The organism is Rhodococcus yunnanensis NBRC 103083 (assembly GCF_001895005.1).
GTDB classification, from domain to species: Bacteria; Actinomycetota; Actinomycetes; order Mycobacteriales; family Mycobacteriaceae; genus Rhodococcoides; species Rhodococcoides yunnanense.
Genome location: NZ_BCXH01000025.1, coordinates 18,535 through 41,432, shown reverse-complemented (window position 1 = coordinate 41,432; position 22,898 = coordinate 18,535). Strand labels below are relative to the sequence as shown.

Annotated in this window: 23 protein-coding genes, 1 tRNA gene and 1 riboswitch; of the genes, 9 read left to right on the top strand and 15 right to left on the bottom strand. The window is 64.9% G+C overall.

Annotated elements, in window-relative coordinates; all coding sequences use genetic code 11:
• Positions 1–2 precede the first annotated feature (2 nt).
• Entirely contained in the window at positions 3–314 is a 312-nt protein-coding gene (locus RY1_RS27105) for a hypothetical protein (protein ID WP_072807142.1), read from the bottom strand.
• A gap of 68 nt (positions 315–382) precedes the next feature.
• Positions 383–476: riboswitch (TPP riboswitch) on the top strand.
• Positions 477–534: 58 nt separating this feature from the next.
• On the opposite strand from RY1_RS27105, the gene RY1_RS27100 reads away from it, so the two are divergent.
• Together RY1_RS27100 and RY1_RS27095 are read left to right on the top strand one after the other, a co-directional pair.
• On the top strand, positions 535–1,290 hold the full coding sequence (locus RY1_RS27100; RefSeq protein WP_072807172.1) for a 3-oxoacyl-ACP reductase: 756 nt from the start codon (positions 535–537) through the stop codon (positions 1,288–1,290).
• A gap of 17 nt (positions 1,291–1,307) precedes the next feature.
• Positions 1,308–2,579: an LLM class flavin-dependent oxidoreductase gene (locus RY1_RS27095; protein ID WP_072807171.1), complete on the top strand. Its 1,272-nt coding sequence runs from the start codon at positions 1,308–1,310 to the stop codon at positions 2,577–2,579.
• 50 nt (positions 2,580–2,629) lie between these two features.
• Here RY1_RS27095 and RY1_RS27090 read toward each other — a convergent pair whose 3' ends face one another.
• Positions 2,630–3,526, bottom strand: a complete 897-nt coding sequence (locus tag RY1_RS27090; protein WP_072807170.1) for an alpha/beta fold hydrolase — start codon at positions 3,524–3,526, stop codon at positions 2,630–2,632.
• Positions 3,527–3,611: 85 nt separating this feature from the next.
• Here RY1_RS27090 and RY1_RS27085 point away from each other — a divergent pair, with 85 nt between their 5' ends.
• A complete protein-coding gene (locus RY1_RS27085) occupies positions 3,612–4,073 on the top strand; it encodes a hypothetical protein (protein ID WP_072807169.1) in 462 nt (153 codons plus the stop codon).
• 77 nt (positions 4,074–4,150) lie between these two features.
• Here RY1_RS27085 and RY1_RS27080 read toward each other — a convergent pair whose 3' ends face one another.
• On the bottom strand, positions 4,151–4,639 hold the full coding sequence (locus tag RY1_RS27080; protein ID WP_072807141.1) for a 2-isopropylmalate synthase: 489 nt from the start codon (positions 4,637–4,639) through the stop codon (positions 4,151–4,153).
• Between the two features lie 294 nt (positions 4,640–4,933).
• Between RY1_RS27080 and RY1_RS27075 the strand changes: the two genes are divergently transcribed.
• Positions 4,934–6,124 carry an ATP-binding protein gene (locus RY1_RS27075; RefSeq protein ID WP_072807140.1) on the top strand — a complete coding sequence of 397 codons (1,191 nt, stop codon included), beginning with the start codon at positions 4,934–4,936 and terminating at the stop codon, positions 6,122–6,124.
• A gap of 6 nt (positions 6,125–6,130) precedes the next feature.
• Here RY1_RS27075 and RY1_RS27070 read toward each other — a convergent pair whose 3' ends face one another.
• The gene (locus RY1_RS27070) at positions 6,131–7,246 is read right to left on the bottom strand and encodes an alkane 1-monooxygenase (protein ID WP_072807139.1); all 1,116 of its coding nucleotides are present in this window, start codon (positions 7,244–7,246) and stop codon (positions 6,131–6,133) included.
• A 160-nt stretch (positions 7,247–7,406) separates the two neighbouring features.
• Here RY1_RS27070 and RY1_RS27065 point away from each other — a divergent pair, with 160 nt between their 5' ends.
• On the top strand, positions 7,407–8,243 hold the full coding sequence (locus RY1_RS27065; RefSeq protein WP_072807138.1) for an alpha/beta hydrolase: 837 nt from the start codon (positions 7,407–7,409) through the stop codon (positions 8,241–8,243).
• 11 nt (positions 8,244–8,254) lie between these two features.
• Here RY1_RS27065 and RY1_RS27060 read toward each other — a convergent pair whose 3' ends face one another.
• Complete coding sequence (locus tag RY1_RS27060; protein WP_084727917.1) at positions 8,255–9,205, bottom strand: amidohydrolase family protein; 951 nt, start codon at positions 9,203–9,205, stop codon at positions 8,255–8,257.
• The gene (locus RY1_RS27055) at positions 9,192–9,872 is read right to left on the bottom strand and encodes a dienelactone hydrolase family protein (protein WP_072807137.1); all 681 of its coding nucleotides are present in this window, start codon (positions 9,870–9,872) and stop codon (positions 9,192–9,194) included. The genes RY1_RS27060 and RY1_RS27055 overlap by 14 nt, the downstream gene beginning before the upstream one ends.
• A gap of 88 nt (positions 9,873–9,960) precedes the next feature.
• Between RY1_RS27055 and RY1_RS27050 the strand changes: the two genes are divergently transcribed.
• Positions 9,961–10,953 carry an NADPH:quinone oxidoreductase family protein gene (locus tag RY1_RS27050; protein ID WP_072807136.1) on the top strand — a complete coding sequence of 331 codons (993 nt, stop codon included), beginning with the start codon at positions 9,961–9,963 and terminating at the stop codon, positions 10,951–10,953.
• Here RY1_RS27050 and RY1_RS27045 read toward each other — a convergent pair.
• The gene (locus RY1_RS27045) at positions 10,942–12,279 is read right to left on the bottom strand and encodes an ABC1 kinase family protein (RefSeq protein WP_072807135.1); all 1,338 of its coding nucleotides are present in this window, start codon (positions 12,277–12,279) and stop codon (positions 10,942–10,944) included. The genes RY1_RS27050 and RY1_RS27045 overlap by 12 nt on opposite strands.
• Before the next feature lie 242 nt (positions 12,280–12,521).
• Here RY1_RS27045 and RY1_RS27040 point away from each other — a divergent pair, with 242 nt between their 5' ends.
• Positions 12,522–13,091 carry a DUF998 domain-containing protein gene (locus RY1_RS27040; protein WP_072807134.1) on the top strand — a complete coding sequence of 190 codons (570 nt, stop codon included), beginning with the start codon at positions 12,522–12,524 and terminating at the stop codon, positions 13,089–13,091.
• Here RY1_RS27040 and RY1_RS27035 read toward each other — a convergent pair.
• Positions 13,039–13,839 carry an enoyl-CoA hydratase/isomerase family protein gene (locus tag RY1_RS27035; protein ID WP_072807133.1) on the bottom strand — a complete coding sequence of 267 codons (801 nt, stop codon included), beginning with the start codon at positions 13,837–13,839 and terminating at the stop codon, positions 13,039–13,041. The genes RY1_RS27040 and RY1_RS27035 overlap by 53 nt on opposite strands.
• A gap of 117 nt (positions 13,840–13,956) precedes the next feature.
• Between RY1_RS27035 and RY1_RS27030 the strand changes: the two genes are divergently transcribed.
• Positions 13,957–14,319, top strand: a complete 363-nt coding sequence (locus tag RY1_RS27030; protein WP_072807132.1) for a helix-turn-helix domain-containing protein — start codon at positions 13,957–13,959, stop codon at positions 14,317–14,319.
• Positions 14,320–14,328: 9 nt separating this feature from the next.
• Here RY1_RS27030 and RY1_RS27025 read toward each other — a convergent pair whose 3' ends face one another.
• Together RY1_RS27025 and RY1_RS27020 are read right to left on the bottom strand one after the other, a co-directional pair.
• Positions 14,329–14,919: a ClpP family protease gene (locus RY1_RS27025; RefSeq protein WP_072807131.1), complete on the bottom strand. Its 591-nt coding sequence runs from the start codon at positions 14,917–14,919 to the stop codon at positions 14,329–14,331.
• Entirely contained in the window at positions 14,916–15,575 is a 660-nt protein-coding gene (locus RY1_RS27020) for a ClpP family protease (protein WP_072807130.1), read from the bottom strand. The genes RY1_RS27025 and RY1_RS27020 overlap by 4 nt, the downstream gene beginning before the upstream one ends.
• 155 nt (positions 15,576–15,730) lie before the next feature.
• On the opposite strand from RY1_RS27020, the gene RY1_RS27015 reads away from it, so the two are divergent.
• A tRNA-Met gene (locus tag RY1_RS27015) sits at positions 15,731–15,804 on the top strand.
• 110 nt (positions 15,805–15,914) lie between these two features.
• Here RY1_RS27015 and RY1_RS27010 read toward each other — a convergent pair.
• The 5 genes from RY1_RS27010 to RY1_RS26990 form a co-directional block, all read right to left on the bottom strand.
• A complete protein-coding gene (locus RY1_RS27010) occupies positions 15,915–16,547 on the bottom strand; it encodes an LON peptidase substrate-binding domain-containing protein (protein WP_072807129.1) in 633 nt (210 codons plus the stop codon).
• A gap of 2 nt (positions 16,548–16,549) precedes the next feature.
• Positions 16,550–17,446, bottom strand: coding sequence for an alpha/beta fold hydrolase (locus RY1_RS27005; protein ID WP_072807167.1), 897 nt, complete (start codon positions 17,444–17,446; stop codon positions 16,550–16,552).
• A 143-nt stretch (positions 17,447–17,589) separates the two neighbouring features.
• Positions 17,590–19,398, bottom strand: coding sequence for an AMP-binding protein (locus RY1_RS27000; RefSeq protein WP_072807128.1), 1,809 nt, complete (start codon positions 19,396–19,398; stop codon positions 17,590–17,592).
• Between the two features lie 164 nt (positions 19,399–19,562).
• A complete protein-coding gene (locus RY1_RS26995; protein ID WP_072807127.1) occupies positions 19,563–22,115 on the bottom strand; it encodes an ABC transporter permease in 2,553 nt (850 codons plus the stop codon).
• Position 22,116: 1 nt separating this feature from the next.
• Positions 22,117–22,848 (bottom strand): ABC transporter ATP-binding protein, encoded by a 732-nt coding sequence (locus tag RY1_RS26990; RefSeq protein ID WP_072807126.1) that lies wholly within the window; start codon positions 22,846–22,848, stop codon positions 22,117–22,119.
• Positions 22,849–22,898: the final 50 nt, after the last annotated feature.

Genomic DNA, 22,898 nt, shown 5'->3' with positions numbered 1-22,898 from the left:
GGCTAACTCCGGCCAGTTCGGGCGGCTTTGGCTCGATCGAAGAACGCGAGGACTTCGGGCACTTTGTCCTCGGGCACGTCGAGCACCGCCTGCGCTCCGATGTACGACATCGAGTCGTCGGGCAGGCGTGCGCCGATGGTGATTCGGAGTCCGTTCCTGCGGGGTTTCGCTTCGACGCCGATGTGATCGACGTGCCAGCGGGGACTGCCCGAGACGGATTTGTGTGTGGCGTCGAAGATCTCGACGACGCGGTGATCGAGAACCAGGATCACGTTCTCGTCGAGTCGGTATTCGGCGTACGCGCGCTCGGGCATCGTAGGAGCGTATATCGGTTTCTAGGTGACGGCATAGATACCTGTAGATGCTCCGATATGTACACTCGTCTCTCGACACGGGGTGCCGCCGCGGCGGCTGAGAACACACCCGTCGAACCTGATCTGGACAACACCAGCGTAGGGATGTCTGCATGCTCGTACTCGACGGGTTCTCGTGCATCCTCACCTCGTGTTGCCCGACCGAGCGAGAGGTATGTACATGAACTTCGATCGACAGACTGTGGTCGTCACCGGGGCAGGGCGAGGACTCGGCTGCGCGATCGCTCGCGCGTTCGCGGCCCAGGGCGCCCGCGTCGTGGTGAACTATCGGCGTAGTCGGGAATCCGCCGAGACGCTGGCGTCGGAGATCGGCGGCCTCGCAGTTCAGGCGGATATCACCGACGCCGCCCAGGTCGACGCGTTGTTCACCGCGGCGGAGCAGCATTTCGGCAGCACCGTCACCACGGTCGTCAACAATGCACTCGCGGACTTCTCGTTCAACGGTGACGGCCGGAGCAAGGCCGATTCGATCACCTGGGATCAGTTCGATGCGCAGTTCCAGGGGGCAGTACGCGGTGCGCTGACGACGACGCAACGGGCACTTCCCGGAATGCGCGCGGCCGGATTCGGACGCATCGTCAACGTCGGGACCAACCTGTTCCAGAATCCCGTCGTCCCGTATCACGACTACACGGCGTCGAAGGCTGCGCTTCTGTCGCTGACTCGCACTCTCGCAGCGGATCTCGGCGCCGACGGCATCACGGTCAACATGGTCTCGGGTGGACTGCTGCGGACCACCGACGCCAGTGCCGCGACCCCGGACGAGGTGTTCGATCTGATTGCGGCGTCGACGCCGCTGCAGCGCGTCGTGACGCCCGAGGAGTTCGCCGATGCACTGCTGTTCTTCGCGTCGCCGTGGTCGCGTTCGGTGACGGGACAGAATCTGGTCGTCGACGGCGGCCTCGTGAAGGACTGAGGGTGGCATCTCCGACAATGTTGCACCTGAACGCCTTTCTGTTCGGCTGCGGACATCACAGTGCGGCGTGGCGGCACCCGAATTCTCGCGTCGAGGACCTCGGCGACATTCGGTACTACGAGGAGCTCGCGCAGACCGCGGAACGTGGCAAGTTGGACGCGGTCTTCTTCGCCGACGGCCACTCGGTGCGCGACCCGGCCGGTGCGGGAACGTGGTTCCTCGAACCGATCACCGCGTTGACTGCCATGGCGCGGGCGACGTCGCACATCGGTCTCGTGACGACGGTGTCGACGACGTTCTACACGCCGTTCCATGCAGCCAGGATGCTGGCGTCACTCGACCACATCAGCGGCGGTAGAGCAGGCTGGAACGTGGTGACCTCGATGTTCGACGCCGAAGCGCGCAATCACGGATTCGGCGAGATCCCGCCTCGCGCAGAGCGTTACGCGCGCGCCGAGGAATTCGTCGAGGTCGCCCTCGCGCTGTGGGACAGCTGGGATCCGGGTGCACTCGTACTCGATCGCGCCGGAATGTACGCCGACCCGTCCAAGGTCCGCTCGATCGACCACGCGGGGACGCACTTTCGCGTCGACGGTCCGTTGACGGTGCCGCGGTCGCCGCAGGGTCGGCCGGTGCTGTTTCAGGCAGGCGCGTCGGGACAGGGTCGGGACCTGGCGGCGCGGTACGCGGAGGCGATCTATGCGGTGGCGTACGACGCCGAGGCCGGTGCGAGCTACTACACGGACGTGAAGGCACGCATCGCCGCCGCAGGCCGTGACGCGGCGTCGGTGGGCATCATGCCCGGTCTCGTCACGTACATCGGCTCCACCATGGCAGAGGCCCGAGCAAAGAAGGCCGAGTTGGACGCGTTGCTCCCCGTCGATCAGTCGTTGCGTCAGCTCGGGATGTTCGTCGAACAGGACTGCAGTGCTTGGGAGTTGGATGCACCGGTGCCGGAGCTCCCGCCGATCGAAGAGTTCACCGGGCCGCACGGGCGGTACGAGACGATTCTGCGCATCGTCGCCAAGGATCGTCCGACCGTCCGCGAGTTACTCGGCACGCTCGCTGCAGGCGGTGGGCACGCGACGATGATCGGCACACCGGAGTCGATCGCGGACGAGATCGAGGCTTGGTTTCGCGGCGGAGCTGCCGACGGGTTCAACCTGATGCCGCCGCTGTATCCGGACGGCCTGCACGAGTTCGTCGACCATGTAGTGCCGATCCTGCAGGCGCGCGGGCTGTTTCGCAGCGAGTACACCTCGGCGACCCTGCGCGGGCATCTGCGCTGACCTTCCCGTGCGCTGACCTTCCCGTGCGCTGACCTGCCCGCGCGCGGTACCTATGCGGGCACGGGTGGCGTCGCCACGCTGTCGATGTATGCCTCTGTCAGAGCGGCGATGTCGGTGGCGTGCGAGATCGGCGACCAGTGCCCGGCCGGTATGTCGTTGCGCGTGAGGTGCTCGACCCAGTTCGAGGTGTCGTCGTAGTGGAAGGGGCGTACGGCGACGTCCTCGGTATTGACGATGAGCTGGACGGGAATGGCGATGTGCCGGGCGCGCGGCGCGGTGAGGCGCGGCAGGATGTTGGCGCGGTAGCGGTTGACGCCGTTGGTGGCATCCGACCACAGTGTCGAATTCTGTGTCACGAGAGCAGGATCGACGTCGGAGAACTCCTGCAGGAATGCGGGCCACCCCTTGGCGAACTGTCGCTTGATGCGCAATCTCGACAATCCGGGAATGTGGAAAGTCACGGTGTACCAGGAAGCTCGGGTCTGGGCGAGTACCTGTTTCAGGCCTGCGAACGTCGGCTTCGACAGTTTCGAGCGTGACCACCGACCGAGGTGGTCGAGGTTGGGGCCGGAAATGGAGGTGTACGAACGAATGCGGTCCACTGCGCGCGGTTCACCTGCAGCTTCCCAGACCTCGACGGCGCCCCAGTCGTGCGCGAGTACGTGCACCGGTTCGCCCGGGCTGACCGCGTCGATCACCGCGTAGAAGTCCGACGCCAGATTGCTCAGTCGATACGCCGACCGCTCCCGCGGCACTGTGCTCTCCCCTGCGCCTCGGGTGTCGTAGCTGATGACGCGGAAGCGGTCCGACAGCAGCGGCACGATGTGACTCCACAGCTCGTGGGTGTCGGGCCAGCCGTGGACGAGGACGATCGTCTCACCGTCGGGATTGCCGGTCTCGAAAACGGCCAGAGAGATTCCCTCGTTCACGACGGTCGTTCGTTCGATACTCACAACAAGGGACTTTAATATGAACGACGGTTACATGTATATACCTGTCGGAATGGGATGAAAGAATTCTGGAGTGATTCCGATGCCCGAGTGGCCGCCGACAGTGCGTGCGATAGCAGTTGCAACCGACGAGGCGGTGATCGCGGCGCGCGCCCGTTCCGTCGAGGGCTTCGCCGACGCGGTCCTGACGCTGTCTTCCGAGGATGCGGCGCAGGTCGGCTCGATTCACGCGGAGATGGTCAGGTCGCTTCTCGAAGAACTGCATCCCGACGGCCTGACCGGTGAGGACGTGCAGGATGTGCTGTCACTGACCGTCCGCTCGGCGGCCGAATGGAATCCGAATCTCGATGTCCCCGGTTTCGTCGAAGTGTTGACGGGCGCGCTCGGGGTCGCGGACACGGAGGAGGTGCGTCCGCGCCCGCGTCCCGAGCATGCGGTGCTGATCATCGTGAATCTGCTGGCCAGACGGAAGGGCTCCGCCGAGGTGTACATCCGGCGTGCGGTCGCCGAGATCCAGCGGGCGCAGACGATGGAGATGCCGTGACACGCTCTATCGAGCTGTCTGAGTCAATCTAGGATCGAGCAAAGATAGCGATAGAAACCCCCATATCCCCGCAGCTGTCACCCGTGCAGCATGTTCGCTGCGCCGATGATTGCCTTGATCGAGGATTCTGCGCTGGTGGACCCGCTGGCCATGGCCCATTCGCGCGTTCCGTCGAACTCGGCGAGCACGAAGGTGGTCGTGCCGACGGCGGGCATCTGCTGCTGGTGGAACGAGGTGATCTCGATATGGAAGCCGGCGTCGTAGAGCATCGAGGTCAGTGCGTCGATCGGGCCGTAGGTGGTGGCCGTCGCAGAGTGGATGGACGTGCCGATTCCGAAGGTGGCGTCGAAGGTGGTTCGGCCGGCCCGGGCGGCGGAGAAATCCCAGCTTCCGAGGCGGATCGGGCCGGATGCGGCGCCGAATCGGCGGGTGAAGGCCGTCCAGCTCATTCCGAGGGCCTGACTCCGCAGTTCGCGCGGCAGCAGATCGGCAAAGGAGTCTTCGAGAGCGGTGAAGTCTTCGAGGGCAGTGGAATTCTTGAAAGAAGTGGACGTGAGAGCGTTCATGGGAGTGGTCTTTTCCGAATGTGAAGGAAGGACCGAGAGAGCACGACGACCCGCAGCGGGGGTCGGTCCGAGTCAGACCCCGCTACGGCGGCGTACTACGAGAATGCGCTTCACGAACGCCAATGTAGACCCGGTTTCGGACGTCGGCAACTGTGTATGAATATCTACCTGTATCTAGCGAAAAGGTAAGAGTAAGCAATAATGAGCCAGAGACTCGATAGGTCTCGATAAGGCTCTCTAGGACACGGCCTAGATGTCCGCATAAACAGCTATCGCAGTTGTTACTTTGGCCCCATGGACCCCGTGCGTAACCCCTACGCTCCCGGCGCAGGTCAGCGCCCACCCGAGCTCGCAGGTCGTACCAAGCAGCTCGACGCCTTCGACGTCGTGCTCGAGCGCATCACTCGCGGCCGACCGGAACGCAGCGTCGTACTGACCGGGCTGCGGGGCGTCGGCAAGACGGTGCTGCTCAACCACCTGCGGTCGGCGGCCGTCGCGCGCGGATGGGGCACCGGGAAGATCGAGGCTCGGCCGGATCAGGAGCTGCGGCGACCGCTGTCCTCGGCCCTGCACATGGCCGTCCGAGGAATTGCGGCATCGCACCGGGATCCGGAACGCGTCGATGAATTCCTCGGCGTGCTCAAGGCATTCGCGTTACGGGCCTCCGCCGACAAGGGCATGCGTGAGCGGTGGCAACCCGGCATCGACGTGCCCGCGAAAAGCGGGCGTGCCGACTCGGGTGACATCGAGATCGATCTCGTCGAACTGCTGCTCGACGCGTCCGCCCTGGCCGGCGATGTGGGGGTGGGCATCGCGATCTTCATCGACGAGATGCAAGACCTGGGGCCCGCCGACATCTCGGCGCTGTGCGCCGCCTGCCACGAGCTGAGCCAGGACACGGCGCCGCTCATCATCGTCGGCGCCGGGTTGCCGCACCTACCTGCGGTGCTGTCCGCGTCGAAGAGCTACTCGGAGCGTCTGTTCAGTTATCACCGCATCGGGCGGCTCGAGCGCACCGCGGCCGACCTCGCTCTGATTGCTCCCGCGGACCGTGAGGACGTCGAGTTCACGACCGAAGCACTCGATGCGTTGTACGAGGCGGCAGACGGTTACCCGTACTTCGTGCAGGCATACGGAAAGGCAACGTGGGATCTGGCGGCGGAGTCGCCGATCACCGTCGAGGACGTCCGTGTTGCAGCGCCGACGGCCGAGGAGGAACTTGCCGTCGGATTCTTCGGTTCGCGGTACGAGCGCGCGACGCCGGCCGAGCGAGAGTACATGCGGGCCATGGCAGATCTGTCGAACGACGACACCTCGGTGCCGACCTCCGCGGTCGCGACGGAACTGAAGCGCAAGCCCGCGTCGTTGTCCCCCGCGCGGGACGGTCTGATCAAGAAGGGGCTCATCTACTCCGCCGAACGCGGAACCATCGCGTTCACGGTCCCGCACTTCGGACGGTATCTACGTGCGCAGACGGACGAGTAGCTGCTCTCACCGATTGATGCGCGACATGTCTCCGTCGTAGTAGTCGATCAACCGCTGGTCCATAACCTTTCGCCACAGCGGAGGGATCAGAGCGCAGAAGATCATCACCGCGTATCCGGCCGGCAGCTGAGGAGACTCGTCGACGCTGCGGAGCGACTGGTATCGCCGAACCGGATTGGCGTGGTGGTCACTGTGTCGCTGCAGGTGGTAGAGAAACAGGTTGCTCCACAGGTGGTCGCTGTTCCAGCTGTGCGTGTGGTTGGTGCGTTCGTACCGGCCGCGCGGGGTCTTGCGTCGTAGTAGCCCGTAGTGCTCGAGGTAGTTGGCGGCCTCGAACAAGATCACCGCGATGACGGCCTGCAGCACCAGATACGGCGCGACGTTCCAGCCGAACACCGCGATGAGCACCGCGAACAGGACGATGGACATCGCCGCCGCGTTGAACAGGTGGTTGTGGGCCGTCCACTTCGTGGAGCCGACTCGGTGCAGACGCCGTTGCTCGAGTTCCCATGCCGACTTGATTCCGCCGATCATGCTGCGCGGCAGGAACGTCCAGAAACTTTCACCGTATCGGGCCGACGCCGGGTCCTCCGGTGTCGCGACGCGCACGTGGTGCCCGTGATTGTGCTCGACGTAGAAATGCCCGTAGAACGCCTGCGCGAGTGTGACCTTCGACAGCCACCGCTCGACGTTCTCGCGCTTGTGTCCGAGCTCGTGTGCCGCGTTGATGCCGACGCCGCCGACGATGCCGATCGTCACCGCGAGCCCGATCCGCTCCGGCACACCCAATGGCCCGTGGGCCCAGAGATAGCATGCGGCGATCAAACCCGCGTACTGAAGCGGGACAAGTAGATACAGGCACCAGCGGTAGTACTTGTCGTTCTCGAGCGCTTCTGCGGCCTCGAGCGGAGGGTTGGTTCGGTCGACACCCGCGAACGCGTCGACGAGCGGAATGGCGATCCCGATGATGACCAGGCCGAGGGCCCAGAATGCACCGGGGCCGAGCCACGTCACGAGTCCCCACGCCATGAACGGGCTCAGTGGTATGACAAGTCCGAGTGGCCACAGGTACCGCTTGGGGTCACGCCACCCGTGAGTGTGCGCTCCTGAAGATGCGCTCATGGAGGGTACATACCCCCTCTCGGCAAATTAACCACAACTAATTACCTTTACGAAAGTATTGGCGGGATGTTCGGCTCCTGGCCCGCGTTCGTTCGTATGTACTTCGACGCGAGCACATGATCGGATTGCGGTACCACCGCCGATGTGAGGGGAACAACAGATGAAACGCACGGACGCGTCGTTCACCGGAGTACACGGGACCAAGATCGTCTACGACGTCTGGACGCCTGACGGTGAGGTCACCGGATTGCTGGTTCTGTCCCACGGCCTGGGTGAACATGCGGGTCGGTACGTCGAGGTGATCTCGCGGCTGGGCGAGCTGGGGCTGGTCGTATACGCCCTCGATCACCGCGGTCACGGCAGGTCGGGTGGTAAACGTCTGGAGTTGAAGAGCTGGACGGATTTTCTGGTCGATCTGCACGAGCTGTTTCGCATCGCGCGCGCTGCGCACCCGGACACGAAGAGTTTCCTGCTCGGCCACAGCATGGGCGGTGCGATCGCGCTGTCCTACGCTCTCGACTACCAGGCGGAACTGGACGGATTGATGCTGTCGGGACCCGCAGTGGTCCTCAGCGATGACACTCCGAAGATCTTGATTCCGATCGGCAAGATCCTCGGAAGAATCGCTCCCGGCGTGCCTGTCCAATCGCTCGACTCGGCGACGATCTCGCGAGATCCTGCCGTCGTCGCAGCGTACGACGCCGATCCTCTCGTCCATCACGGCAAGATTCCTGCCGGCCTTGCCAGTGGCCTCGTCGGCGCGATGGAGAGCTTCCCGGTGCGGTTGTCCACCCTGACGCTGCCGGTCCTGCTTCAGCACGGAACCGAGGACAAGCTGGCCGACGTCTCGGGAAGCCACATGATCGCCGAGAAGGCAGGCTCGACGGATCTCACCATCGAGATCTACGACGGCCTCTACCACGAGATCTTCAACGAACCCGAGCGTGGTCGTGTGCTCGACGACCTGATCGCCTGGTTGCGGCCGCGTCTGACCTGAGGACAGGTCGATCAGCGAGCGAACAGCCGAGTCCCGTTGTGATAACACACGTCTCGCACCCAATCGTCACCCAGATCCAGCCGTTGCACGGCGGTGAGCGCGTCGAGGTACGAGTACGGGATGTTGGGGAAGTCGCTGCCGAACAGAATGCGGTCCTGCAGATCCAGTAGTCGAGGCTTCTCGGCAGGCGGGAACGGCCACGAAGCCTCGGCGAAGTCGGTGAACGCCATCGTGGTGTCGAGTCGGACGTCGGGGTAGCGCTCCGCGAGTTCCAGAAATGCCTGGTACTCCGGCATTCCCATGTGGGCGATGATCAGCGGCAACCGAGGGAACCGTGCCAGCAGCTCGGCGATGGGTCCTGGCCCGGTGTGGGTGCCGGGGCTCGGACCTGAACCGCAGTGGATGACGACGGGTACCGACGCGTCCTCGATGATGCCCCAGACCGGATCGAGCAGTGGATCGTTCGGCGAATAGTTGCCGACCTGGATGTGCGACTTGAAGATCCGTGCGCCCTCCGCGAGAGCCGCGGGCACGTAGGTGGCCGCGGACTCCTCGGGGTAGAACGTCGCGGTGTGCACGCAGTCCGGGGTGCGCTGCGCGAACTGCGTCCCCCACGAATCGAGCCACGCCGCCATGTCCGGCTTGTGCGGATAGATCATCGACGTGAATCCGCGAACACCGAACTGGCGCAACGTGTTCAGTCGCACGTCCTCGTCGTGCCGGTAGGTGATCGGCCACGCCATGCCGGTGAGAGGGCCTGCGCCGTCGAAGTAGGCCCACACCTTGTCCATGACGTTCTTCGGCATGAAATGGGTGTGGACATCGAAGAGCCCCTGGAGTCGGAGGTCCTGCCAGAACGCTCGAACTGCCGCAATCTCGGTCGACCCGGAGAAGTCGGATGGTCCCGGGACGTCTGTTGGTTCCGGGACGTCGGTTGGTTCCGAGACGTCAGCGGGCGACATGAGCGTCGAACCACTCCAGGGTCTTGTTCCACGCGTCGGCGGCAGCGTCGGCGTTGTAGACCGCGGGGCGGTCGTTGCAGTGGAAGCCGTGCTCGCCCGCGGCGTACCGGGTGATGTCGGTCGAGACGGGCGACGACGTCGCGGTGGTTCTGAGCTGTTCGACCTCCTCGACCGGAATTCCCTTGTCCAGGTCGCCGAAGAATCCGTGCCACGGGGTCTGCAGTGCATCTGCCACCGAGAGCATCGCCGGGTAACCGAAGCGGCCCTTCGTGATACCGCCGCCGTAGAACGTGGCTGCCGCACCGACCTGGCGTCGTACCGCGGTGTGGAAGGTCACCGAACCGCCCATGCAGAAACCGACGATCGCCGATTGTGTCGGCTCGAATCCGCGTTCGGCCAACTCGCTGAAGGCCGCGTCCACGTCGGCGTCCACTTCGTCTGCAGCCAGAGCGCCGATCGACGCCATCGCCGAGTCCATGTCGGTGTAGTCGTGGATCTGCTTGTCCTGACGGTGGAACAGGTGGGGCGCCGTGGCTACCCATCCGGCGTCGGCAAAGCGCCTGCAGACGTCGACGATGTGATCGGTCACGCCGAATGCTTCCTGGATGACGACGACTCCGCCGCGCGCAGTTCCGGACGGGGCAAGTGTGGTGAGAGGGGTGCTCATAGTTCGATTGGAGCACAGGCCACTTTCGGCGCTGGTAGGGGGTTGTACCGTGGGTCACAGGCACTTCCCTTTCAGGAGAGGACAGTACATGCGCGCGGTACACATCGAGAGTCTCGACGGACCGGATTCGGTGCAGATCGTCGACATCGACGAGCCGGCCGGACGGGACGACGCGGTGGTCATCGACGTTCACGCCGCAGGGGTCGCGTTTCCCGACGCCCTGTTGAGCCGCGGGCTGTATCAGTACAAGCCGGATCTCCCGTTCGTTCCCGGTAGCGAGATCGCGGGAATCGTACGTTCTGCGCCCGATGGCTCGGGTTTTGCCGCAGGCGATCGGGTCGCGGCACTGACGGGCATGTCCGACGGTATGGCCGAGGTCGCGGTCGTCGCACCCGACGCGGTCTTCTCACTTCCCGACGCCGTCTCGCTGACCGCGGGTGCTGGTCTGCTCTTCAACGATCTGACGGTGCACTTCGCACTGCGTGAGCGCGGTCGCCTCGCCGAGGGCGAGACCGTGCTGGTGCACGGCGCTGCGGGCGGCATCGGAACCTCCGCACTGCGGATGGCGCCGGTTCTCGGCGCTTCGCGTGTCATCGCGGTCGTGAGCTCGGAGGCCAAGGTCGAGATCGCGCGTGCAGCCGGTGCCACCGACGTCGTGCTGGTCGTCGACGAGAACGGCCGCGGTTGGAAAGACGCGGTCAAGGAGCTGACCGGTGGCCGAGGTGTCGACGTCGTCGTCGATCCTGTCGGCGGCGACCGCTTCACCGACAGCATTCGCAGCCTTGCGCCGTCGGGACGAGTTCTGGTGCTGGGATTCACCGGCGGCGAGATCCCGACGGTCAAGGTCAACCGGTTGCTACTGAACAACGTCGATGTCGTCGGAGTCGGGTGGGGCGCATGGTGGATGACGCGTCCCGGTTACCTCGCAACTCAGTGGGCCGAACTCGAACCTCTGCTCGCCTCGGGCGAACTCACGGCCCCGGAGCCGTCGGTGTTTCCGTTGGAGAAGGCAGGCGAGGCGATCGCATCCCTCGAAAACCGCACGGCGGCAGGCAAAGTTGTTCTGGAGCTAGTCCGGTAGCACCACGCCACGGGCCTGTGACAGTGCGGCCACCTCTGCTGGAAAGACGTTCTTGAAGACGAACGGATCGGTCCCGAGCGCCCAGTTCGGGGCCAATTCGATCGCGTACCGCTCGAAGTAGCCCAGCTGTTTTCCTACCAGAATCAGCTCTTCCGGGCTCGAGGTGCGGTACTGCTTTCCCATGCCGACGAGCGCCTTGATGAAGTCGGTCAAACTGAAGTGCGCCAACGTATCCGACAGCATCGGTGCGAACACGGCCTGCAGAATCATGCCCACTTCGGCGTCGGTTCCCACGTCGTCGGACACGATTCCGAGGCGTTTGACACTGCTGGCGAGCCGCGTGAAGTCGCCGTCGATCACCGTCGCGTGAAACAGATCCTGCAGCAGTGATCGCCACTGTTCGTCGAGTTCGCCCATGACTCCGAAGTCCAGGAACGACACGCGGCCGTCGTCGAGGACCCAGACGTTGCCGGCATGGACGTCGCCGTGGAAGAGGCCGTGCAGGACAAGCGCTTCCATCCATACCTTCGCGGCGCGGCGGACGATCAGCTCGGACTGCGCGCCGGGCGTGCACTGATCGAGCGGCGACCCGTGCATCCGCTCCATGCAGATCACCCGGGCCCCGCAGTACTCTGCGATCACCTCGGGTGCGGTCACGAACTCGTTGTCGCCGAATGCCGAGATCGCCTGCCGGAAAGCCGATTGACGACGCGCCTCGACGGCACTGTCGAGTTCGGCGAACGTCGCGGCATGCAGGTCGACGATGATGGCCGACGCGTTGGCCGTGGAGAAGAATGCGATGTACTTCTCCAGCGCACGCGCGAACACGAAAGCGATGCGGAGGTCGATTTTCATGCGGTGGTAGATGCCGCGGCGCTGGACCTTCATGACCGCTTCGCGGCCGTCGTGCAGCACACACAGGTGAACCTGCGCCACCGACGCAGAGGACAAGGGTTCGTCGTCGAACCGCTGGAAGAGTTCGGCGGTGCTGCGGCCGAGATCGGCCTCGATTATCGAACGCGCCTGCGCGCCGGGGAACGGAGGTACCTCGTCGAGGCACCGAAGGCAGGTGTCGGCAAGCACTTTCGGGAACAACCCGGGCGAGCTCCCCATCAGTTGCCCGACCTTGACGAACGTCGGACCGAGAGCGAAGAACGCGTCGACGACGCCGTCGGAGGCGTGGCTCGCCCAGCCGCGTCGCGGTCGACGTACCCACCTGCCGACGGCGATGACCTGGTAGTACACCAGAACGGCGCCGATGACGATCAGCCGCAGGAACTCGCGAGCACCGAACTCGCGCAACGCGGGAGCTGGTGCTGTGCTCATGGCGCGAACTCCGGAGCCTGGCAGTCAGCTGCACGGGACTGTCTTGTACCTGTCACCGCTGTACCTGTCACCGCTGTACCTGTCACAGCTCTTCGTGTCACAGTTGCTCCTCGATCCGGTGTTCTGCGCGACGCTGCGCCGAGAACGGATCCGACTGTACCCACCGGTACGACGTCGCAGTCGCCCGCCCGAAGGAGCCCACGATCCGAGTCGTCGCCGCCGCCCTGTTCGCATTCGCCGCAGTGCAGTATCTGCTGGTGGAGGCGTGGGTCGCGCGGATGTCCGACGGCTACGATTACGCGCGCGACACCGTCAGCGAACTGGGGGTGCCGGGGACGAACGACTGGTACGTCGCGATGAACGTCGCGTTCTGGTTGTCCGCGGTATCGGTACTGATCGCGGGCATCTGCTCGGCCACTCTCGTTCGGCGACGCTGGGCGTATCTGGGGTTGATCTGTGCGTACTCGGCGGGAAGCGTCCTCGTTGCTTCGGTGCACGCCGGGGAGGGCAGTGCGCACGTTCTCGGTGCGATCCTGGCCATCGGTGCGGGAAACGCCATAGCCGTCCTCGTCGGGTCGACGTCTCCGCGATGCCCGCGGTGGTACACGGCGAGCAGCGTCGGGTTGGGCGTCGTGGGGTTCGCGGCGTCAGGATTGCTGATCGCCGGACCGGACCTGCTCGAAGCGGACCTTGTCGGAGTGGACATGGTCGGGGTGGTGGAGCGGACCGCGATCTACACGTTCGTCGGGTGGGAGATCATCACCGCGGTCGTCCTTCGAAGTCGGGCGTCTCTTTCGCCAGGAACGCCCTGACCCCCTCGCTGCCGTCGGCCGATTCGAAGGACTCTTCGAACAGCGGAACCGACTGTTGTGCCGGAAGATTCGGCTCGGCTCCGAACGCGCGCGCCAAGGCCTGCTTGTTCAGTCGAAGAGCGCTGCCGGACTTGGCTGCGAGTGTCTCGGCCAGGCCCAGCGCCGCCTGCAGTGCCGTCCCGCGGGGAGCCAGCCGATTCACCAGACCCCACGCGAGTGCTGTCTGCGCAGTGATCGGCTCGCCGAGCAGGACCAGCTCGGCCGCCCGGGTCAGCCCGAGTCGGCGGATGGCGCGCATCGGTCCGCCGCTGCTGGGGATCAGACCCAGATCGACCTCGGGCAACCCGAGCAGACCTCCCTCCTCGGCGACCAGGAAGTCGCAACACATCGCCAGTTCGAGGCCTCCGCCGAGGCAGACACCGTTGATCGCGGCGATCGTCGGAAGCGGTAGATCTGCCAGGTAGTCCATTGCCGCGTTCTCGAAGGCGGTCTTGCGGGCGACGACGGACCTCTCGCGCTGCATCTGCGGCATCTCGCTGATGTCGGATCCGGCGCAGAACGCCCGGTTGCCTGCTCCGGTGATGACGACGACTCGAACGTCGTCGCGAGCGACACAGTCGCGCAGCTGCGCGTTCAGCTCCCGGGTCGCCGCCTGCGTCATCGCGTTGACCGGTGGATTGTCGAGGGTCAGGACAGCGATGCCGTGCGAGATGGTTCGGGTCACAGGCGCCGTGTCGGATTTCCTCATACTGCGGAAATCTACCTGCCCGGCCGATTCTGCTGGCAGCAGAAATCATGCCGGTCACCCGCCGCGGGCAGGGTCGAACTCCTAGCCTGGTGCCAGAGTCGTCACGAGAGGAAACCCATGGCCGAGCAACGCACCGACGCCACCGTATTGCCGCTGCGTCCCCGCGGGGACGCTCGTGTTCGTCCGGCACCCGAGCCACTGCTGCGCGACGGGATGGGCCGGGTCCTGCGCCGAATCAGGCAGGAGCAGGGCCGGACCTTGGAGAACGTCGCGTCCGAAGCGCGGGTGTCCATGCCGTACCTGTCGGAGATCGAACGCGGCCGCAAGGAAGCGTCCTCGGAAGTGCTCTCGGCCCTGTGCGGCGCGCTCGAGATCGCGCCGTCGCGGCTCCTGATCCTGACGGGCCGCGAACTCGCCGGAGCAACTGCACTCCGACGAGTCACGCGTGGTCCCGCGCCGGTGACGATGATGGCGGCGTGAGAAGCGCTGTCAGTTCCGGCTGGTCGCGATGAGATCGGCGAGGCCGTAGTCGACGGCCTCGGAGGCAGAGAAGATCTTGTCGCGATCGGTGTCGCGGCGCAATGTCTCCGGCCTCTGCCCGGTGTGGTGGGCCAGTATCGACTCCATTTCCGAACGAATGCGGACGATCTCGTCACGTTGCAGTTGCAGGTCCGAGATCGTGCCCTCGCCGCCGCCGGAGGGCTGGTGCAGTAGAACTCTGGCGTGCGCCAACATGATTCGCTTGCCGGGCGCTCCCGACGCCATCAGCACACCCGCCGCCGACGACGCCTGCCCGACACAGAAGGTGGAGATGTCCGGACGGATGTATTCCATGGTGTCGTAGATGGCGGTCATCGCGGTGAACGATCCGCCCGGTGAGTTGATGTACAAGCTGATATCGGCGTCGGGGTTGTCCGATTCGAGGTGGAACAGCTGCGCGATGACGACATTCGCGACGCCGTCGTCGATTTCGGTGCCGAGGAAGATCACTCGTTCCGAGAGCAACCGACTGTAGATGTCGTAGGCGCGCTCTCCGCTGTGTGTGCGTTCGACGACGGTGGGAATGGTGTACTGGCTCATGATGTCTGTGTCCCCGCTGTCTGTGTCCCGACTGTCTGTAGGCCGACTGTGTGTTTGGCGCCGACGGGGCGGATGTCGTCGAGGGTGGTGACGATGGTGTCGACGAGTCCGTAGGCGCGGGCCTGTTCGGCGGTGAACCACCGATCACGCTCGCTGTCGGCGGTGACGGTGTCGATGTCGTGCCCCGAATGTTCGGCATTGAGCTTGTGCATCAACGCCTTCGTGTATTCGAGGTTCTGTGCCTGGATCTCGATATCCACTGCAGTTCCGCGGATGCCCGCCGACGGCTGATGCATCATGATCCGGGCGTGGGGCAGGCAGTACCGCTTGCCTTTCGTTCCCGCGGACAGCAGGAACTGCCCCATGCTCGCGGCGAATCCCATTGCGAGGGTGGATACGTCGTTCGGAATGAGACGCATCGTATCGAGAATCGCGAGGCCGGCGCTGACGGATCCGCCCGGTGAGTTGATGTACAGGCTGATGTCGCGTCGAGAGTCGGAGGCGGACAGCAACAGCAGCTGCGCGCAGATCCGATTGGCGATCGCGTCGTCGACCGCGGTACCGAGCACCACGATCCGTTGATCGAGCAATCTGGACGACAGCTGGTCGTCGAATGGTGAGGGCACGGCCTCGCCGTCGGTCATCCTGGCACTCATGTGGGTTCCCTTCGTTCGGTTCTCACCCACACTGAGCCGCGACGTCCAGCGAAGGAAGGATTCTCTGCCGAGGGCAGAGATCGCCCTGGGCGGAACCGGCTGACCAGGCGATTGGGACTCGGAGCCGGATGCATGTACCGTTGAGGAACACCCGACGCGGGGTGGAGCAGCTCGGTAGCTCGCTGGGCTCATAACCCAGAGGTCGCAGGTTCAAATCCTGTCCCCGCTACTACGAAGTGTAAGAAGTCCCGGAAACCCTCGAGGTCTCCGGGACTTCTGCGTTGCTGGGACTTCTGCGTTGCTGGGACTACTGCTGTGTCGAACTACTGCTGTGTCGAACTACTGCAGCCGGAAGCGCACGATGTCGGTGACGCCGTCGAGTGCGTCGGCGATGGCGCCCAGTCTCTGCGAGGGTCCGCTCGCTTCGAGGACTTCCTGGCGGTCGGATTGTCCCATCGGGATCTGAGTGGCCAGGGTGAACAGGCGCTCACCTGCGGCGGCGGGCAGTGCGGAGAAGGCGGGTTCGGGCGGCGGAGTCGAGCCCTCGGCAACGGCGAGTTCGCCGATCAGTCGGTACAGTTCGCGGATCTTCTTCTCGAGAGTGCCGAACTGGGGCTCGTCGATCGATGCGCTCTCGTCGTCGGGCCAGATGCGGGCGTCGGCTCGGGGGTACGGGTCGTCCTCCAGCCAGGCGTCGACTCTGATTCGTTCGCCGCCGACGCATTCCACGAGGTGTCGTCCGTCGCCGATGTCGGTGTGCGCGACGATGTGTGCGAGTGTAGCGACGTCGTGACGGACGTCGCCGCCGCCGGATTCCTTTCCGCGCGCGATCAATACGACGCCGAAGCTCGGATCTTCCTTCTCCATGCAGTCTTTCAGCATGAGCTGGTACCGAGGCTCGAAGATGTGCAGGGGTAGCCGCTCACCCGGCAGCAGCACGCTGCCGAGTGGAAACATCGGGGTGAGAGCCACACTCAGTCCGATGCAACTGCCCGAGCAGGGGGCGCCACGGTCGAGTTGGCGGCAAGAAACTCGTCGAGTATGCGGAAGAAGAGGTCGGGTTCGTCGAGCTGCGGGAAATGGCCTGCACTGCTGAATATCTCGACGCGCGAGTTGGGGATCTCGCGTCGGATGCTGTCCGCGTGCGACGCCGGGATCATGCGGTCCTTCCCGCCCCATATCAGGAGCGACGGGATGGAGTCGAACTTCTCGAAATGTTGTTTGGCGCTGACGGTCTGGCCGCGCGGGCCGACGACGGCTCGCGTCGATGCGAGAAACGCCTCGCGTGAACCCTTGTCCGCCACAGTCTTGAACGACCGCCACGTTTCCGACATGCTGGCGCCGGGGCGTACGCGAATCCCCCACCGGTTCAGCTGCCCGACGAAGCTCTCGGTGTTCCTGCGCACCCAGTCCGATGCGAGCACCGGCAGCACCAGCTCACTTCCGGGGAGGGTGGCTGCCTTCAGTAGCAGGCTGACCTCGGTGCCGAGTCCTCCGCTGCTGACCAGAGCGAGGCGATCGACGCGTTCGGGGAAGAGATAGGTGGCCTGCATGACGATGCCACCGCCGAGCGAGTGGCCCACCATCGGCGCCGACTCGATGCCCAGGTGATCGAGCAGGTCGCGGATCGTCGCTGCGTGTGAAGACAGTGAGTAGTCGCCGGAGGGTTTGTCGGAGGCGCCGTGGCCGAACAGGTCGGGAGCGATGACGCGGTACTTCTCCGACAGGCGCTCGATCTGACCGGACCACGACTCGTGTGACCCCAGCAATCCGTGCACGAGGACCACCGGTGGCCCGTCGCCTGCGTCGACGTATCGCAGCACGTCCTTGTGCAATTCGACAGAGTTGAGTTGATACGTGTGTTCATCCATGGATCGAGAGCCTCCCTGCTGCCCGTCGACAGCGTCCTCGCCCAACGTACGCGTGTCGGCCGGTGCTGGACAGTCCGTGGACACGAGACCGCGGTGTGCTGCGATGGCTGCCGTCAGTGACAGGGAGCGGTCCCGGGTGATCGTCACAGCACTCGATCCCTTCTGGCGGCCACCTGTGTGACGTCGAGCTCACCGGTGGTGATGGCTGCCCAGGAATCGGTGTTCGGTGTGTTGCCGTCGGTGACGAGGACAGTGACCGGGCCGTCCCACGCTGTCGGGCGGTGTCGTGTCAGCAGAGGATGCCGTGCCAGCAGAGGATGCAGCGTCGTAAAGGATTGCAGCGTCACAAGCGAGCGCACGCGCGCGAGACCGGGCACTCGGTCCAGGAGCCGGCGATGCACCGGCGGGTCCAGCAGGATCACCCGTTCGACGACATCACCTTCCGCACGGAGGATGTGCGCCATCTCGAGTGCGATCGATGCGCCGTGCGCGTGGCCTGCCACGACGTACGGGCCGTGTGGTCGGCGGCGTCGAAGTTCCCGTACGCACATCCGCGCAGTTCCACTGGTCTGGAGGACGTACACGGGATGGTCGGTGAGGAGGTTCGCCAGCGCCGCGAGCCCGGCCTCGGAAAACCCACCACCGGAAAACCCACCGTCCGCGGCGACGAAGACAGGGGTTCTCGACTCCTCGCTCTGCTCGGTGCTTCCGGCGTACTCGCGGATTCGATCGTCCACTCGGCCGACGAGCTGGAGAAGTCCGTGATCGTCGATGCGGCCGAGGTCGCCGGTCAAGAAGCGGTGTCGGCCCGAATCCGTCGTGAATCGCTCGTCGGTTCGGCCCGGGAGATCGAGGTACCCGTCGGCGAAGCAGTCGGCGGTGACCCGAATCTGGCCGATGTCGCCGGGGCGGGCGAGAGTGCCGTCCGCACGGATGATGTCGACTAATTTACCTGCCGGGCACGTTCCTGCTGCGAGCAATCCTGTGGGCACCGCGTCCTCCGCGCCGTACTTGTGCCGGGCGACGGCCCCGGTCTCGGTGGTCGCGTACCAGTTGACGAACGTAGCGCCGCATCCGGTTCCGGAGCGAAACGAGGTGACGTCCCGGCCGTACAGGGCTTCGCCGTACGTGACGACGTACTGCAGGGACGGAATTCGGTTGTCGGGAACCGCATGTACGACTCCCGGGGGCGCGGCGCCGCACATCGCACGAACCAACAATGGCGAGCCGTGCAGCGTCGTCAATTCGTAGCGGGTGATCCACTGGGTCAGCGACTCGCCGCGCGCCGAGCGAGGGTCCCTGCAGTGCACCTCTGCGCCGCTGAGAATCCCAGCGAGCACGGTGTCGAGACCCGCGCCGAAGCTGACCGGCAGAGCGTTTCCGACGCGGTGCCGTGTGGACAGCCCGAGCGTCGAGCTCACCTCGTACGCCTTGGTGAGGCACATCCGGTTGCTGAGCATCACTCCCTTCGGCCTTCCGGTCGATCCGGAGGTGAACGCGATCACCGCGATGTGCTCACCCGTCACGGCAGGCAGGGGAACCGACGAGTACTCGGCGGTTTCGATGGCGCCTGCATCGAGACGCCATGCTTGGGCGTGCTCGACGATGCTCGCGCGGCGTGTCTCCGGCAGAGCGGGATCCAACGGGACGAGTGCTCGGCCCGACGCGATGACCGCCAGCATCAGGGTCACCGCGTCGACGGTGCTCGAGCCGTCCACTGCGATCGGCCGTCCGGTACCGGGAGCCACGGCGGTGATTCTGCGGGCGAGTGCGTAGATGCGGTGAAGTAGCTGGTCGTAGGTGACGGACTGGTCGTCGGCGGTCAGTGCCGTCGCGGTGGGAACTGCGTGGGCGACCTCGCACAGTCGCCCGAGCACGGTGTCTCTGAGGTCGGGTTTGCACAACGGTGCAAGTGCTGGATGCGAGCGCGTCGCAACATCGTGAACCGACATGGCGCCCCCTCGCGTCCTGTACAGCGTGCTGGGATTCTCGCGTGAAAACCGTCGCACAGTATGTTTTGCACGTCCAAGGTAACCCTGAGGTCCTTTTGCGCGCAACTGTTACCGGACAAAAAGGTATGCCCGGCCAGGACGTTCCTGGCCGGGCATCAGCGTGATCAGGCTTCCGTGATCGCCTCCAACGGGCGTGTACGCGCTGCTCGGATCGCCGGAAGAAGTGCGGCCCCGATGCCGACCAGTGCCGAGCCGATCAACATCGAGACCATCTGTCCCCACGGGATCGTCAGGATGTCCAGGCCTTCGTCGCGCAGGGTTCGTACGAATCCCCACCCGAACACGACCCCGAGGATCAGTCCGACGATGGCGCCGAACAATGCGATGAGCAGCGATTCGAGATAGATCGTTCGCCGCACCTGTGGGCGTTGCATTCCGACGGCTCGCAGCATGCCGATCTCACGACGTCGTTCCACCACCGACAGTGCCAACGTGTTGACGATACCGAGGATCGCGATGACCACTGCGAGCGCGAGCAGTCCGTACAGAACGGCGAGAAGCGTGTCGATCTGCTGACTCTGGCTGCCCTTGAACTCCTCGCGGTCTTGAACCTGCACGACGACGAACGGTTTCGTGGCCGTCTCGAGGTCGGAGCGAAGTCGGTCCAGGTTCGTACCCGGCTCGGCGCCGACGAGCACTGCGATGTCCGAGCGCACGATACTGGGCGTGACGGCCTGGTAGACGTCCTCCGGCACCAGCCAGTCGCCGACGAGTGCATTGTCGGCGTAGACGGTCGTCACGGTCACCGGTACCCGGTTACCGTCCAGTGAGTCCAGCTCGACGGTCGAGCCGAGTGTCCAGCCCTTCTCCGCGGACGCGGATTCCGAGACTGCGATGCTGCCGGGTGTGGACTCGGTATCGCCTGCGACGACGTCCTGATCGAACAACCCCTCCGGGCTGCCGTCCAGTGCAACGCCGTACGCAGGTTCACCGCCGATGTTCACCGACACCGGATGCAGAATTGCCACCGTCCCGACTCCGTTCACCGAGCGCGCCGCCTCGCCTGCCCCGGCAGGCACCCCGATGGCGGGTGGACCGCTGAGGATGTAGTCGGCCTCGATCCCGTTGTCGACGAGGGCGTCGACGCTTGCCTTCGCCGTCGCACCGAGAACCCCGATGACGGACACGAGCATGAGCCCGAGCATCAACGCGAAGGCGGTGGCAGCGGTCCGTCGCGGATTGCGTACCGAGTTGGTGCGCGCGAGCCGCCCGATGGCGCCGAACGGTCGCGTCAGGACCGCGCCGAGCGCCCCGACGATCGGCCTGGACAGCGACGGCGCGGCGAGCGCGACGGCGATGATGACTGCAACCGCACCGACTCCGACGGTCCCCGCCGCACCGCCTCCGGTGGACTGCGCGCCGACGACGATGGCGAGTGCTCCGAGAACGCCGAGGACGGAACCGATGATGGTGCGCACTCGCAGACTGTCTCCGGCGGAAGCGAACTCCTCGCGCATCGCGGCGACCGGCGGAATCTTCGCGGCCCTCCGTGCAGGCGCGTATGCGCTGAGTACGGTGACGACGATTCCGACGACGAAGGCGACGACGACGGTGCGCGGTTCGAGAGCCAGAGCGCCGGAGGGAAGTCCGAGGTCGAAAGCGTTGAGTAGCGCTCGCAGTCCGTAGGCGAGACCGACACCGCCAGCGAATCCCAGTGCACTGCCGACGATTCCGACGATGAATGCCTCCAGGACGACCGAGCGACTGACCTGGCCGCGGCTCGCCCCGATCGCTCGGAGCAGGGCCAACTCGCGTACCCGCTGTGCGACGATCATCGAGAACGTGTTGTAGATGATGAAAGTCCCGACGAGCAGGGCGATTCCACCGAACGCCAGCAGGAAGTAGTTCACGAACGACAGCGCGGAATCGATTTCGGCCTGTGCTTCTTCGCGGACGTCGTCGGCGGTCTGTACCTTTGCGTCCGGCAGGGCCGCGGCGATCTCGTCGCGTAGATCTGCCTGCGTGAGAGCTTGCGCTGCAGTGTCTTTCCCGGCAACGTCGTAGTACTGCACGTGGCTGCCGTCGGAAAACAGCTCCGCGGCCTGCGGTTCGTAGAACTGCAGGCCTATGTATCCGCCGGACTCGACGGCGGTGTCGTAGATCCCGGTCACCGTCACCTCGACGGTGCCCTTGGACGGCACGAGCACCTGGGTCGTGTCGCCGACCGCGAGGTCGGAGCGTCTGGCGCCGCCTTCGTTGATCACGACCTCACCGGGCGCGGTCGGCGCCGTTCCGGCGACGAAGACGGTGTCGTCGCCGAGCCTGCGGTCGGCGGGCACGAATGCCTCGCCGATCGTGGGTGCACCGCCGGTCTGCACCGCAGACCCGGATGTGTCGAGGAGAACGACCTGGCCGCCGACGTACGGGACGACTGCGCGCACGTTCGGCAGGGCCGAGATGATCGCCGCATCCGACGTCGGCACGCCGCTCGATCCGGCTTCCTCGGCGCTGACGCGGACGTCCGCACCCTGTGCGGTGTCGGAGAAGATGGAGGAGAACGTGCGTTGCAGGGTGTCGGTGAACACGAACGAGCCTGCGACGAACGCCGTTCCGAGAACCACGGACAGTACTGTGAGTGCGAGTCGAACCTTGTGTGCGGCAAGGTTTCTCAGTGAAACTTTGCGCATCGGATTCGAAGCCCCCGGCGTGCGTGCCATGTCAGACCGTCTCGAGTTGCTTCATGCGGTCGAGCACCGCGTCGGCCGTGGGGTTGGCGAGGTGATCGATCACTTCTCCGTCGGCGAGAAACACGACACGATCGGCGTAGCTGGCCGCGCGTGGATCGTGCGTCACGATGACGACGGTCTGATCGAACTCGTCGGCGGCTGCGCGGAGAATGCCGAGTACCTCGCCGGACGACCGTGAATCGAGGTTGCCGGTCGGTTCGTCACCGAAGACGATGTCGGGGCGGCCCGCGAGTGCACGTGCGCACGCGACGCGTTGCTGTTGTCCACCGGACAACTCGCTCGGGCGGTGATCGAGTCGGTCGGTGAGGCCGAGCTTGGTGACCACGGTGTCGAGCCACTCCCGATCGGGTTTACGCCCGGCGATGTCGAGGGGAAGGGTGATGTTCTCCAGTGCCGTCAACGTCGGGACCAGATTGAACGACTGGAACACGAAACCGATTCGGTCTCTGCGTAATCCGGTCATCTGCTTGTCGCTGAGATCGGTCAGTTCGGTGTCGCCGATGGTGACGATCCCGGAGGACGCGGTGTCCAGTCCGGCAAGGCAGTGCATGAGCGTCGACTTTCCCGAACCGGACGGTCCCATGATGGCGGTGAACTCGCCGCGCGCGAATTGAACGCTCACGTCGCGAAGCGCGTGAACCTGGGTGTCTCCTGTGCCGTACGTCTTGGACAGCGCGACCGCGCTGGCGGCGATTTCAGTCATGGACGACAGTGTTACAGCGTTCGCGCCCGCGCACTATCGGGGTAGACCCT